The sequence below is a fragment of the Diaphorobacter sp. HDW4B genome (genome assembly GCF_011305535.1).
GTDB lineage: Bacteria > Pseudomonadota > Gammaproteobacteria > Burkholderiales > Burkholderiaceae_C > Diaphorobacter_A.
This window is the reverse complement of record NZ_CP049905.1, coordinates 1,872,110-1,885,100: the sequence shown is the minus strand read 5'-3', so window position 1 is coordinate 1,885,100 and position 12,991 is coordinate 1,872,110. Positions and strand designations below refer to the sequence as shown.

Annotated in this window: 13 protein-coding genes; 7 read left to right on the top strand and 6 right to left on the bottom strand. The window is 63.1% G+C overall.

Annotated features, from left to right (window positions below; all coding sequences use genetic code 11):
- The first annotated feature begins 22 nt into the window (after positions 1-22).
- Positions 23-667 (top strand): DUF1269 domain-containing protein, encoded by a 645-nt coding sequence (locus G7048_RS08715; RefSeq protein WP_166067754.1) that lies wholly within the window; start codon positions 23-25, stop codon positions 665-667.
- A 29-nt stretch (positions 668-696) separates the two neighbouring features.
- Here the strand turns inward: G7048_RS08715 and G7048_RS08710 are convergent, their stop codons facing one another.
- From G7048_RS08710 to G7048_RS08695, 4 genes are read right to left on the bottom strand one after another with little or no spacing between them, the layout of a single operon-like run.
- Complete coding sequence (locus tag G7048_RS08710) at positions 697-1,923, bottom strand: tetratricopeptide repeat protein (RefSeq protein ID WP_166067753.1); 1,227 nt, start codon at positions 1,921-1,923, stop codon at positions 697-699.
- A gap of 31 nt (positions 1,924-1,954) precedes the next feature.
- The gene (locus G7048_RS08705; protein WP_166067752.1) at positions 1,955-3,067 is read right to left on the bottom strand and encodes an RDD family protein; all 1,113 of its coding nucleotides are present in this window, start codon (positions 3,065-3,067) and stop codon (positions 1,955-1,957) included.
- A 49-nt stretch (positions 3,068-3,116) separates the two neighbouring features.
- Entirely contained in the window at positions 3,117-3,944 is an 828-nt protein-coding gene (proC, locus tag G7048_RS08700; RefSeq protein ID WP_166067751.1) for a pyrroline-5-carboxylate reductase, read from the bottom strand.
- A 50-nt stretch (positions 3,945-3,994) separates the two neighbouring features.
- Positions 3,995-5,212 carry an esterase-like activity of phytase family protein gene (locus tag G7048_RS08695; protein ID WP_166067750.1) on the bottom strand — a complete coding sequence of 406 codons (1,218 nt, stop codon included), beginning with the start codon at positions 5,210-5,212 and terminating at the stop codon, positions 3,995-3,997.
- Between the two features lie 306 nt (positions 5,213-5,518).
- On the opposite strand from G7048_RS08695, the gene aqpZ reads away from it, so the two are divergent.
- The gene (aqpZ, locus tag G7048_RS08690; RefSeq protein WP_166067749.1) at positions 5,519-6,220 is read left to right on the top strand and encodes an aquaporin Z; all 702 of its coding nucleotides are present in this window, start codon (positions 5,519-5,521) and stop codon (positions 6,218-6,220) included.
- Positions 6,221-6,291: 71 nt separating this feature from the next.
- Here aqpZ and glpK read toward each other — a convergent pair whose 3' ends face one another.
- Positions 6,292-7,788, bottom strand: a complete 1,497-nt coding sequence (gene glpK, locus G7048_RS08685; protein ID WP_166067748.1) for a glycerol kinase GlpK — start codon at positions 7,786-7,788, stop codon at positions 6,292-6,294.
- A 24-nt stretch (positions 7,789-7,812) separates the two neighbouring features.
- A complete protein-coding gene (locus G7048_RS08680) occupies positions 7,813-8,577 on the bottom strand; it encodes a DeoR/GlpR family DNA-binding transcription regulator (RefSeq protein ID WP_166067747.1) in 765 nt (254 codons plus the stop codon).
- Positions 8,578-8,787: 210 nt separating this feature from the next.
- Here G7048_RS08680 and G7048_RS08675 point away from each other — a divergent pair, with 210 nt between their 5' ends.
- The 5 genes from G7048_RS08675 to G7048_RS08655 are packed head-to-tail and all read left to right on the top strand — an operon-like array spanning position 8,788 to position 12,979.
- Positions 8,788-9,861: an ABC transporter ATP-binding protein gene (locus G7048_RS08675; RefSeq protein WP_166067746.1), complete on the top strand. Its 1,074-nt coding sequence runs from the start codon at positions 8,788-8,790 to the stop codon at positions 9,859-9,861.
- A gap of 1 nt (position 9,862) precedes the next feature.
- The gene (locus G7048_RS08670) at positions 9,863-10,936 is read left to right on the top strand and encodes an ABC transporter ATP-binding protein (RefSeq protein WP_166067745.1); all 1,074 of its coding nucleotides are present in this window, start codon (positions 9,863-9,865) and stop codon (positions 10,934-10,936) included.
- Complete coding sequence (locus G7048_RS08665; RefSeq protein WP_166067744.1) at positions 10,933-11,841, top strand: carbohydrate ABC transporter permease; 909 nt, start codon at positions 10,933-10,935, stop codon at positions 11,839-11,841. The genes G7048_RS08670 and G7048_RS08665 overlap by 4 nt, the downstream gene beginning before the upstream one ends.
- Positions 11,834-12,646 carry a carbohydrate ABC transporter permease gene (locus G7048_RS08660; protein WP_166067743.1) on the top strand — a complete coding sequence of 271 codons (813 nt, stop codon included), beginning with the start codon at positions 11,834-11,836 and terminating at the stop codon, positions 12,644-12,646. The genes G7048_RS08665 and G7048_RS08660 overlap by 8 nt, the downstream gene beginning before the upstream one ends.
- 24 nt (positions 12,647-12,670) lie before the next feature.
- The gene (locus G7048_RS08655) at positions 12,671-12,979 is read left to right on the top strand and encodes a DUF2160 domain-containing protein (RefSeq protein WP_166067742.1); all 309 of its coding nucleotides are present in this window, start codon (positions 12,671-12,673) and stop codon (positions 12,977-12,979) included.
- Positions 12,980-12,991: the final 12 nt, after the last annotated feature.

Sequence of the window (12,991 nt, the reverse complement as noted above, 5' to 3'; positions counted from 1 at the left end):
CCGATGTCAATGGAGTACAGCTATGGAACAGAACGTCGTCCTCATCAGCTTTGCGCAAGAAAGCAAGGCTTACCAGGCGCTCTCGGAACTGAAGGGCGCAGCGGTCTCCGGCCAGTTGCAGGTGCAGAACGCCGCCGTGGTGCAACGTGCCGCGGATGGCACTTTTTCCATCAAGGACGGGGCCTCTGACGGAGGCGGAACCACAGGGCCGCTGACGGGAACGCTAGTGGGTTCGCTCATCGGCATGCTGGCAGGCCCGCTGGGCATGCTGTTTGGTGGCGTGTACGGCGCGCTGGTGGGCAGTGCGGTGTCGGCCGACAAACTGCAGGACCGCGCAAGCGTGCTGGACCAGATGATGCAGGCGATGCCGCCGGGCTCGACCACGCTGATCGCGACCGTGGGCGAGGACTCTCCGGACGCCCTCAACGGCATCTCCGACACGCTCGCTGGCGTGGTGCTGCGTCGCCCGCTCGGGGTGGTGCAGGAGGAGGTGGTCGCTCAGGAAGAGGCCACCATCGCCGCCGCGAAGGAAGCCCGCCGCGTGCTGAGCGAGAAGAAGAGCGCCGAATGGCACGACAAGCTGGACGACTGGAAGGACGATGTGGGCGAGGGCCTGAACAAGCTCAAGTCCAGCATCCAGAACGCTTTCAGCTCGAAGAAGACCTGAACCGCGATGGGCGGACGGGCGGCGGCGAATCAGCCGCCGAACAGGCGCTTGAGCCAGCCGCCCTTCTTGCCGGGCCCCTTCTTGCGCTCCAGAATTTCGCCGTGCACGCGGCGATAAAAGCCCGAATCCGGAGCCATCGAAATGGCGATCTGGATGTGCTTGAGTGCCTCGTCGTGGCGGCTGTAGATTTCGGACAGGATGTTGGCGAGATCGCCGCGCGCCCAGTGGTAGTCGTCGTGCGTGGCGACGGTGCGCTCCATCCACTGCAGCGCTTCCGGAAATTTTTCCTGACGGCGCAGCGACATGCCCATCATCTGGCCGAACTCCGGGCGTGAATGCGTGGCTTTGGCCAGCGGCTCGACCAGCTCGATCAACTCTTCGCTCTTGCGGTCGTGGAACAGCAGCCAGCCAAGTTTGACCGTGCCTTCATGGTCGCCCGAGAGCTGATCCAGCTCCCAGCGATAGCGCTGCGCATTCGCGTTGTCGCCCAGCCGGCAGTAGCTCTCGACCAAGCCGTTGAGCACCCAGTCCCAATGCGGCTCGCGGCGATAGAGCTGCACCCATTCATCAATGGCCTCCTGATGGCGACCCAGCATCTGCAGCGTCCGCCCGCGATTCATCTGCACATCGTTGCGCTCGCCGATGATCTGGCGCGCACGGTCCAGATGGCCGATGGCGCGCTCGTAGTCGTGCTGCTGATAGAGCGCCGTGCCCGCGTTGTAGGCGAGCTGGCCGTTGTCGGGGCAGGCATTTGCGCCGTTGTCCCACAGGTCGGCAGCCTCGCTGTTGCGGCCAAGGGAGCCTAGCACCGCCGCCGCGTTGACATAGCCGCGCATATTCTGCGGATCGAGCGCGATGGCCTGGCGATAGTCCAGCAGCGCGTCGTTCAGTTGGTCGTCTTCCTGCAACTGCCAACCGCGCGCAATGTGCAGGCTGGCGTCGCCGGGGAGCTTGTCGATGGCCTCGTCCAGCTTGGCGACGGCTTGGCTGGTCTGACCGTCATCGGCCAAGCGCCCGGCTTGAGTGGCGATGGCCAGCGCGCAGTTCGCATCGAGCTGCAAGGCGCGCGCGACATCGGCATCGCACTCGGCCATTTCACCCAGCCTCCAATGGGCGCGTGCGCTCATGGCGTGGGCATGGGCGTTGTTGGGCGACTCGGAGATCGCCTGCTGGGCGATCTGCAGCGCACGCAGCCAATCGTCGTTGTTGTCGGCACGGCGGAAATCGTCGATGAGTTGCGGCGAGAGTGGGGTCATGAAGCGGGTCTTTCGGTCTTCTTCAGGAGGCTCAGGAGGTGGGCGCTGCCAGGGCGCTCATGTCGTCGTTGCAAAGCGAGGGCAGTTCGTCTTTGGCGATGTCGGGGCTGCCGCAGCGCCATTTCTTGAGTTCGGAGGTGCCGCTGCGTTGCTTGAAGACAGGCAGCCAGGCGAGATGCTTTCCTTGTGCCCGCGCCTCGCCAGCGGCGGTCGAGAGCGTGGCGGTGATCGCGCCATTGCGCGGGTCGAACTGCAGCGCGGCTATGCCGTCTGGAAGCGCGTTGATGCCCAGCTCCTGCATGTCGTTGGCAAAGCGGCCAGTGCGGGTGTAATGCGCGGTGGCGAGTTGCGTGATGGGTTTGACCGAGCGCGCGATCTCGCTCATGGCCTTGCGTGCTTCGGCGGCCTGGGGATGGCGCGCGTCGCGGATTTCGCCGTAGACCATAGCGATCACGATGAGTGTGAGCAGCACGGAAACCACGCTCAGCACCAGCATGCCGCCGAATCTGCGCATGCCTGCGCGTCGCACTTCGTGGGACTGGATGTGGCGGTTGATCTTCACGGCATCGGCACTGCGCCGCACCACGTAGCTGCCGGTGATGACGTTGTGCGCGCCATCGTTGCCGAACAGAAAGCGATCGGCCAGATGAAAGACGAAGGGCAGGCCCAGATTGGTGACGTACTTGAGCAATTGCCTGAGCGTGGAGGAGACCACGCCCGGCATGTGACCGGCAGCGTTGCGCACCTGCAATCCCAGCAAGCGCTTGCCGGGTGTGCCGCCCAGGCTGTCGAGCCAGCCGAGCAGAACAAACGGCAGCACGAACGCAGCCAGCAGCAACAGCAGGGCGAAGCTGCCTCGCGCCCCATTTTCACCGCCGTTCTGTGAAAGCCAGAGACCGCCGCCGATCAGCAGGGCCGCGACGAGCACCAGCAGCAAGCCATCGACGATGGTGGCAACGATCCGTGCCGTACGACCAGCTTCGGCGGGAATGTCTTTGGCGGGAGCGTTGAAAGCGGCGGTGCGTGGCGCTTTCTGGGTGTCAGCGGTGGCTGCTGCCGGAGCGGCCACGCGCAGGGGCCGTCTGCAGTTGAAGCATTCGGTGAAGCTGGTCGGGTTTTGCCAGTTGCATTGAGGACACTGCATGTTGCGCCAGAGGGACAGGCCGGAACATGCAGTGTATTTGAAAAGCTATTTACTTTCCAAACTCGATTGCTAATTCCTGCGCGCGCTTTTCGGCGGCGCGCATGGCGTCGATGAAATGCTCGGGCACCTTCTGAGCCTGCATGTGCACGATGGCCGCGTGCGTGGTGCCGCCCTTGCTGGTCACGCGCTGGCGCAGCACCTCGGGTGATTCGCTGGAGCGGGCCGCGAGTTCCGAGCCGCCCTGGAAGGTGGCCACGGCCAGTTGGTGGGCTTGATCGGCGGGCAGGCCCATGTCGATGCCAGCCTTGGTCATGGCTTCGAGGAACAGGAACACATAGGCCGGGCCGGAGCCGGAAATCGCGGTCACGGCGTCGAGGTGGTCTTCGGTCTTCACCCAGACGAACTGGCCGGTCGTGCTGATCACCTTTTCGATCAGCAGCTTTTCGTCGGTGGTCACGGCGGCACGCGCGAACAGGCCGGTGATGCCCTTGCCCACCAGCGCGGGCGTGTTGGGCATGGCGCGCACAATGCGGTCGGTGGACAGCCAGGCAGCAATGCTGTCGCTGGTGATGCCGGCGGCGATGCTCAGGTGCACGGCCTGGTGCGTGAACTGCGCGGAGACGGCCGCGGCGTCCTTGAAAGTCTGCGGTTTGACGGCCCAGACCACGAGGCGGGCCTTGGCGAGCGCGTTCGAGGCGGCGGGCAGGGCGTCGATGCCGAAGTTCTTCTTCAGGTTGGCGCGTGCCTCATCCCAGGGCTCGACCACCAGAATCTGCGACGCGGGAACGCCCTTGGCGATCAGCCCGCCGATGATGGCGCTGGCCATGTTGCCGCCGCCGATGAAGGCCATGGTGGGGAAGGTGGTGGAATCGGTCATGGATTGTGCTTTTGACGGTTCAAGTGTGAAAACGCAGTGCGTGCGGGCGACTATACGCCCGCGCCCGTAGTGAATTGTTCGGCTTTGCAGCGCGCAAGTTCAGCCAGCGCGATGAATTGCGTGACTTGGGCAGGGTTGAAATTGTTGTCGCTCACCAGCACCAGCACCCGCTCGCCGTTTGCAAGACGGGGTCCCCAGCTCATGCCCTCCAGATTGTCCACACTGCGCAGGCCGATTTGGGCGAAGTCCAGCACCAGAGTTTTTGCGGCTGTACGGAACTGACCGGGCACGAGTCGCTGCAGGTTCAGCACATCGCTTGAAGCATCGGCGCGCAGGTCGATGCGGTACAGCTTTGCGCCCCAGCCTTCGCCCAGCGAGAACGAGCGCTCCAGCACCAGCAGATGGTCATCACCATCGGCCAGGATGTCGCTCACGCCGTTGACCGCGCGCTGCGGCAGAAAGGCGATGGACTCGGGCAGGGCATCGGGCTGATAGGCGATCTGGCGAATCGGTTGGTGCGTGGCCGCATCGAGCGCGGTGATGCGCACCGGCGCGCCCGCATGTCCGGGCGTGGGCATGGGGCCGTCCTGCTTGAGCGCGCCTTCCATCGACAGCCACAGCGTGCGCCCATCGGGACTGAAGCTCATGCCTTCGAGCGTGAAGCTGTTGCGCGGACCGCTGTCTGGCGCGATCTGTGCGAGTGCGGCAGGCAAGGGCCAGCGGCGCAGCCAATGCCCGTTGTGTCGGATCTCGTTGAGCTCGGGACCAAAGCCGCGCGGAAAATCACCTTCGCTGGTCCAGAGCAGGCGATGTGTTCCGGGCACGACGCGCATGGATTCGGCATCCGGCACGGCGATGTCCTTGTGGGCCTGCTGTGCGTTCGCATACGGTTGCTGCGCGGGGCTGAGCAGGTCATGCATGCCCGTCAGCCAGACCTTGTGCAGACCGCGTTCGTCGTACTGCATGCGCGCCGAATAGAAACGCGCCGGGCCATGCACCGAACGGTCGTCGCTCGCCAGTACGAACTCGCCGCGCGCGGCATCCCAGTCGATGGACGAGAGCCCGCCAACCGGCGCACCGCCGTACGACAGGTCCACGTTCCAACGCACTTCGCCGAGCAGCTTGAAGCGCGGTGCGGCGCTGTTCGTGATCTCGCATTGCGCCACTGATGTTTGCTCGGCATGCGGCGCAGATGCGGTGCCGCATGCGGTCAACGAGAGGGCCGCAAGCAGGCATATCGATGGAATCAACGGGGCCGGAACGTTCATGCGCTTTCTGTGTGTGCGTGGTTGCGACTTTCGGTCTGCATTGCATGCAGCGGATGCGTGCGAAAGAAAGACAACCGCGTTGGCGTGAATTGAATCTCCCAATGGGGATGCCAATGCTGATCCATTTGGCAACGAATATTGCGTGGAATGCGGTGAATTGTTCACATTGTTCGGTACCGGACGTCACGCGGACTGAGTAGCATTTTGCCGGGATTGACTGCGCATTTTGGGCCCGCTTCAGCGGCAGTGCGGATTGAGCGCAGCAGTGCAAGAGTGAGAAGTTGTTTGATTCAAAAAGGAATGGATATGGCATCCAACATCAAGAAATGGGCTGCTGAATTTATCGGCACGTTCTGGCTGACTTTCGGTGGCTGCGGCAGCGCGGTGCTGGCGGCGGCATTCCCCAATGTGGGTATCGGCCTGCTCGGCGTGTCGTTCGCGTTCGGCCTGACGGTGTTGACCGGCGCCTACGCGCTGGGCCCGATTTCGGGTGGTCACTTCAATCCTGCGGTCTCCGTGGGTCTGATGGTGGGCGGTCGCTTCAAGGCGTCCGAACTGCCGGGCTACATCATTGCCCAGGTGCTGGGCGCGATTGCGGCAGGTGCCGTGCTGTATGTGATCGCCACTGGCAAGCCAGGTGCCGACATCGGCGGTTTCGCCACCAATGGTTTTGCCGAGCACTCGCCTGGCGGCTATTCGATGGTGGCGGCGCTCGTGGCCGAAGTGGTGCTGACCGCGATCTTCGTGATCGTGATTCTGGGCGCCACCGCCAAGCGCGCTGCGGGCGGTTTTGCCGGTGTGGCGATTGGCCTGTGCCTGACGCTGATCCACCTGATCTCGATTCCCGTCACCAACACCTCGGTGAACCCTGCTCGCAGCACCGGCGTGGCCGTGTTCGGTCCATCGATTGCGATGTCGCAACTGTGGTTCTTCTGGGTGATGCCGATCGTGGGCGCGATCATCGGCGCGATCATCTACAAGGTGCTGCTGGCCGACGAAAACGAATAAGCGTCTGCTCTGAAGCATCGAAAAAAAGAATGGCACCGCGAGGTGCCATTTTTCGTTGGGGAAACGCGTTCTTAGTCCGCCGTGGTCTGGCGCACCGCGTGTTCCCATTGCTGCATCAACTCGGCTGCGCGATCACGCTGCATGGTCGGCATGAAGCGGCGTTCGGCCTTCCACAACGCGGAGAGTTCCTGCGTGCTTTGGTACATGCCCGAAGACAGTCCCGCGAGATACGCTGCACCGAGCGCAGTCGTCTCCACGCAAGCGGGTCGCACCACCGGAATGCCCAGCAGATCGGCTTGAAACTGCATCAGCAGATTGTTCACGCTGGCACCGCCATCGACGCGCAATTCGGTGACGGGCGCACCGCCTGCCGCCACGGCGTCGCGGCTCATTGCGAGCAGCAGCGCAGCGCTTTGGTAGGCAATCGATTCGAGTGCGGCGCGGGCGATGTGCGCAAGCGTTGTGCCGCGTGTGAGGCCAGTGATCGTGCCGCGTGCATCGGGCTTCCAGTAGGGCGCGCCCAAGCCGGTGAACGCGGGCACGAGCATCACGCCGCCCGAGTCCGGCACGCTCTCGGCGAGCGATTGCACTTCGCCGCTGTTTTCAATTGCACGCAGTCCATCGCGCAGCCATTGCACGACCGCGCCGCCGACGAACACGCTGCCTTCCATTGCAAATTCCGGTCGCGAATGCGTCTGCGCGGCGCTGGTGGTGAGCAGGCCGTTCTGCGAAATCTGGAAGTTGTGGCCGGTGTGCATCAGCATGAAGCAGCCCGTGCCGTAAGTGTTCTTGGCCATGCCCGCGCTGAAGCAGGCTTGGCCAAACAGCGCGCTCTGCTGGTCGCCCGCGACGCCGCCGATGCTGATGCTGCTGCCGAACAGCGCATCGCTTGTCGCGCCGAAATCGGCGCTCGATGGCAGCACCTCGGGCATCAGCGAGCGCGGAATGTTCAGGCGCGCGAGCAGCTCATCGTCCCATTCGTTGGTGTGCACATTGAACAGCATGGTGCGCGATGCGTTGCTCACATCGGTCACGTGGCGCTTGCCTTCGGTGAGTTGCCAGATCAGCCATGCATCGACGGTGCCGAAGGCCAGCTCGCCGCGCTCGGCCTGCTCGCGCGCACCGGGCACGTTGTCGAGCAGCCATTGCAGCTTGGTGCCCGAGAAGTAGGCATCGACCAGCAGACCGGTTTTGGCCTGAATGGTCTCGGCCATGCCTTGCTCTCGCAGTTGGGCGCAGATGGGTTCGGCGCGGCGGTCCTGCCAGACGATGGCGTTGTGGATGGGCGCGCCGGTTTTGCGGTTCCACAGCACCGTGGTTTCGCGCTGGTTGGTGATGCCGATGGAGCGGATGTCTTTGGCAGTGATGCCCGCTTTGGTCAGCGCCTCGTGCGCGGTGGCGAGCTGCGTGTTCCAGATCTCCGTGGGGCTGTGTTCGACCCAGCCGGGGCGCGGATAGATCTGCGGCAGTTCGCGTTGAGCGAGCGCGACGATCTGGCCCTGTGCGTCGAACACGATGCTGCGCGAGCTGGAGGTGCCTTGGTCAAGTGCGAGGAGGTACGAGGTCATGGAGAGTGTGTGGGGGAGTTCGTTTCACGAAGCGATCACGCATTGGACACCAGCTTCTTCGAGCAGTGAAGCGTAGGGCGCGGGCGGCTCGGCGTCGGTGTAGAGCACGTCGATCTGGTCGAGCCGCGCAAGCTCGATCATCGCGGGGCGGTCGAACTTGCTCGAATCGGCCGCGAGCCACACCTCGCGCGACTGCGCAATGATGGATTGAGCGACCTTCACTTCGCGCAGATCGAAGTCGCGCAGCGTGCCGTCCTGCTCGACGCTGGAGATGCCGATCACGCCGATGTCCACGCGGAACTGGCGGATGAAATCGACCGCCGTCTCGCCCACGATGCCGTGGTCGCGCGAGCGCACCACGCCGCCCGCGACGATGACTTCGCAGTCCGGGTTGTCGGCCAGGATGGCGGCGACGTTCAGGTTGTTGGTGATCACGCGCAGGCCCTGATGCTGCATCAGCTCGCGGGCGATGGCTTCGGTGGTGGTGCCGATGTTCAGGATCAGCGAGCAGCCGTTTGGAATCGCCTTGGCCACTTCGCGCGCAATGGCGCGTTTGGCTTCGTCATTGAGCAACTGGCGCTGCACATAGCCGATGTTCTCGGTGGTGGACGAGGGCAGGCGCACGCCGCCATGAAAGCGCATCAGATGACCTTGCTCGGCCAGTCGCTGCACATCGCGGCGCACGGTTTGCAGCGTCACTCCGAGCGTGTCGGCAAGCTGCTCGATGGTGACGTTCTTGTGCTGCCTGACTTCTTCGAGCAGCAGCAGTTGACGAGGATTGGTGTTCACGCGGGTCTGTCGTCTCCTTGGGTGGAGACTTTAAAACGAAGTAAAACGAAAGCATCAAGGGTAACCCCGAATTTGAAACGCGCCAAAAAGAACAAGAATGACCGAAATCGAAAATAACGAAGCGGCACGGAGAACCCGTTTTCAAGTGCAGCGCAGCGTTCCGTTCTTTGTTCTTCAATCGCCAGGATGGCGCGGAGTGGAAAGGTCGCAATGGAGTTGGTTCTGGAGAGAATCAGCAAGAAGGTGGGCTCCCAGCAGTGGCTGCGGGAGATGAACCTGTCGCTGCAAAGCGGCGCGGTCACCGTGCTGCTGGGCGCTACGCAGGCTGGCAAGACCAGCCTCATGCGCATCATGGCGGGGCTGGACGTGCCGTCCACCGGCCGCGTGCTGGTCGATGGCAAGGACGTGACCGGCATGCCGGTGCGCGAGCGCAATGTCGCCATGGTCTACCAGCAGTTCATCAACTACCCTTCGCTGACCGTGGCGCAGAACATCGCGTCGCCGCTCAAGCTGCAGGGGCACAAAAATATCGATGCGCGCGTGAAGGAACTGGCCGAGCGGCTGCACATCGAGATGTTCTTGGAGCGCCTGCCGGCCGAGCTGTCCGGTGGTCAGCAGCAGCGCGTGGCGCTGGCGCGGGCGCTGGCCAAGAATGCGCCGCTGATGCTGCTCGACGAGCCGCTCGTGAATCTGGACTACAAGCTGCGCGAGGAGCTGCGCGAAGAACTCACGCAGTTGTTTGCGACCAGTGATTCGACCGTCGTCTACGCCACCACCGAACCCGGCGAGGCGCTGCTGCTCGGCGGCTTTACCGCTGTTCTGTATGAAGGCGAGTTGCTGCAATACGGGCCAACGGCCGAAGTGTTCCATCGCCCGAACTCCTTGCGCGTGGCGCGCGCGTTCAGCGATCCGCCGATGAATCTGCTGGCCGTGCAGGCGCTGGGCACGGGTCTGCGTTTGCCGGGCGACATCTATCTTGAACTGGGCAAGCAGGCACCGCAGTCCGGCGCGCTGACCTTGGGCATCCGCTCGAGTGCGCTGCGCCTGCAGGCGCGGCCCGGTGATGTGGCGGTGCAGGGCGTTGTCGATCTGGTGGAAATTTCCGGTTCGGACACCTTTGTGCATGTGCGTTCGGCCTGGGGCGATCTGGTCGCGCAGATCACGGGTGTGCACTACCTCGCATTGGGCGAGACGGTGAGCCTGCATCTCGATCCCGCGCAGGTCTATCTGTTTGGTGCCGACGAAGCCTTGCTCGTGGCACCCGCAAGAATGGGAGGGCGTTGAGATGGCGCGCATCGAACTCAAACTCGCGCATTCCTACAAGCCGAATCCGCAAAAGGACAGCGACTACGCGCTGTTGCCGCTCGACATGACGTTCGAAGATGGCGGCGCATATGCCTTGCTCGGGCCTTCGGGCTGCGGCAAGACGACGATGCTCAACATCATGTCCGGCCTGCTCGTGCCGTCGCAGGGCCAGGTGCTGTTCGACGGACGCGACGTGACGCGCGCAAGTCCCCAGGAGCGCAACATCGCGCAGGTGTTCCAGTTCCCGGTGATCTACGACACCATGACCGTGGCCGACAACCTCGCGTTTCCGCTGCGCAATCGCAGGGTGCCCGAGCAGCGCATCCGCGAGCGCGTCGGGCAGATCGCCGAGATGCTGGAGATGAGCGGGCAGTTGAATCAGCGCGCGGCGGGCTTGTCGGCGGACGAGAAACAGAAGATTTCGCTGGGTCGCGGCCTGGTGCGCGAAGACGTGGCCGCCGTGCTGTTCGACGAGCCGCTCACTGTCATCGATCCGCATCTCAAATGGCAGCTGCGCCGCAAGCTCAAGCAGATTCACCATGAGCTGAAACTCACGCTCGTCTATGTGACGCACGATCAGGTCGAGGCGCTCACGTTTGCCGATCACGTCGTCGTGATGACGCGTGGCCGCGCGGTGCAGGTGGGTACGCCGGGCGAGCTGTTCGAGCGGCCACAGCATGCCTTCGTCGGTCACTTCATCGGCTCGCCGGGCATGAATTTTCTGGAAGGCAAGGCCAGCGGCGGCGAGATCCATGTGGCAGGGCTTCGTGTTCCCGCGCCGCGCGCTTTGCCCGACGGTGATTTGCGCGTGGGCGTGCGGCCTGAATATCTGTCGATTGCCGAGGAAGGCCATGCCGGTGTGCTGCCCGCCGTCGTCGTGCGCGTGCAGGACGTGGGCACGCACCAGATGCTGACCGCCAACATCAACGGCCAGATCGTCAAGGCGCGCTGCACGCAGGAGCAAGTTCTGCCGCGCGAAGGCGAATTGGTCTGGCTGCGTGTGGTGGGCGAACACACCTGCTTCTACAACACCAACGAGGAGCTGATGCCATGAGCGCGCCGGAAAGCATCAACACCAAACCCGTCAACCAGAAGGCCTGGTTTCTGATCCTGCCGGTGATCATCTGCGTGGCGTTCTCGGCGATTCTGCCGCTCATGACCGTGGTGAATTATTCGGTGCAGGACATCATCTCGCCCGAGCGCCGCGTGTTCGTCGGCACCGAATGGTTCGCGCAGGTGATGCGCGACGAGGAACTGCACAGCGCCTTGCTGCGGCAACTGGGCTTCTCGCTGGCCGTGCTGTGCGTGGAGATTCCGCTGGGCATTCTGCTGGCGCTGGCCATGCCCGCGCAGGGCTGGAAGTCGTCTGCGGTGCTGGTGATCGTGGCGCTGTCGCTGCTGATTCCGTGGAACGTGGTGGGCACGATCTGGCAGATCTACGGTCGTGCCGACATCGGCCTGCTGGGCAAGACGCTGGAAACATTGGGCTTCGATTACAGCTACACAGGCAACGCCACGCATGCATGGCTCACGGTGCTGGCGATGGATGTGTGGCACTGGACGCCGCTGGTCGCGCTGCTGTGCTTTGCCGGGCTGCGCTCGATTCCCGATGCGTATTACCAGGCCGCGCGCATCGATGGCGCAAGCAAGTTCGCGGTGTTCCGCTACATCCAGCTGCCCAAGATGCGCGGCGTGCTGATGATTGCGGTGCTGCTGCGCTTCATGGACAGCTTCATGATCTACACCGAGCCGTTTGTGCTCACGGGCGGCGGCCCCGGCAATGCGACCACGTTCCTCAGTCAATACCTCACGCAGAAGGCGGTGGGCCAGTTCGATCTGGGGCCTGCGGCGGCTTTCTCGCTGATCTATTTCTTCATCATTCTGCTGCTGTGCTTCATCCTCTACAACTGGATGCAGCGCGTGGGCACAAGCTCTTCCGAAGGGGCCGGCCATGAATGAAAAACGCTTCCAGAAACGCACGCTGTTCCTGATCCTGTATCTCGTCTTCGCCATCCTGCCGATCTACTGGATGGTGAACATGAGCTTCAAGACCAACGAGGAGATCCTGTCGAGCTTCTCGCTGTGGCCGCAGCATTTCACCTGGGACAACTACAAGACCATCTTCACCGACGAGTCCTGGTACTCGGGCTACATCAACAGCCTGCTCTATGTGGCCATCAACACGGTGATTTCGCTGGTCGTCGCGCTGCCTGCGGCGTATGCGTTTTCGCGTTACCAGTTTCTGGGTGACAAGCATGTGTTCTTCTGGCTGCTGACCAATCGCATGACGCCGCCTGCGGTGTTTCTGCTGCCGTTCTTCCAGCTCTACACGACCGTGGGGCTGATGGACACGCACATCGCCGTGGCGCTCGCGCATCTGCTGTTCAACGTGCCGCTGGCGGTGTGGATTCTGGAAGGCTTCATGAGCGGCATTCCGCGCGAGATCGACGAGACGGCCTACATCGACGGCTATTCGTTCCCGCGCTTTTTCCTCACGATCTTTCTTCCGCTCATCAAGGCGGGCATTGGCGTGGCGGCGTTCTTCTGCTTCATGTTCAGTTGGGTGGAACTGCTGCTGGCACGCACGCTCACCAGCGTGAACGCCAAGCCCATTGTCGCGACGATGACGCGCACGGTCTCGGCCTCGGGCATGGACTGGGCGACGCTGGCGGCAGCGGGCGTGCTCACCATCGTGCCGGGTGCGGTGGTGATCTGGTTTGTGCGGCACTACATTGCGAAGGGTTTCGCGATGGGCCGCGTCTGAGTCGTTGATTCAAGGAGCGCCGACATGTGGGAATGGATGGCATGGACCACGCCAGTCGCGGTCTTCTTCGTTTGCATTGCGCTGATGCTGGTGGGCATGACGGTGTGGGAAATCAAGTCGCCCACGGTGCTGCGCAAGGGCTTTCTGCCGATCGCCACGACACGCGGCGACCGGCTTTTCATCGGACTGCTCACGGCGGCCTACATCAACCTGATCTGGGTGGGGCTGGGCGAAAAGATGACGCAGTGGTTTTCGCTGGAGGCCGAGCCGACGGTGTGGATCAGCTTGGTGATTTCGATGCTCGTGCTCGCGCTGATTATGCGCAAGGGTTGAAGAGGCAGAGCG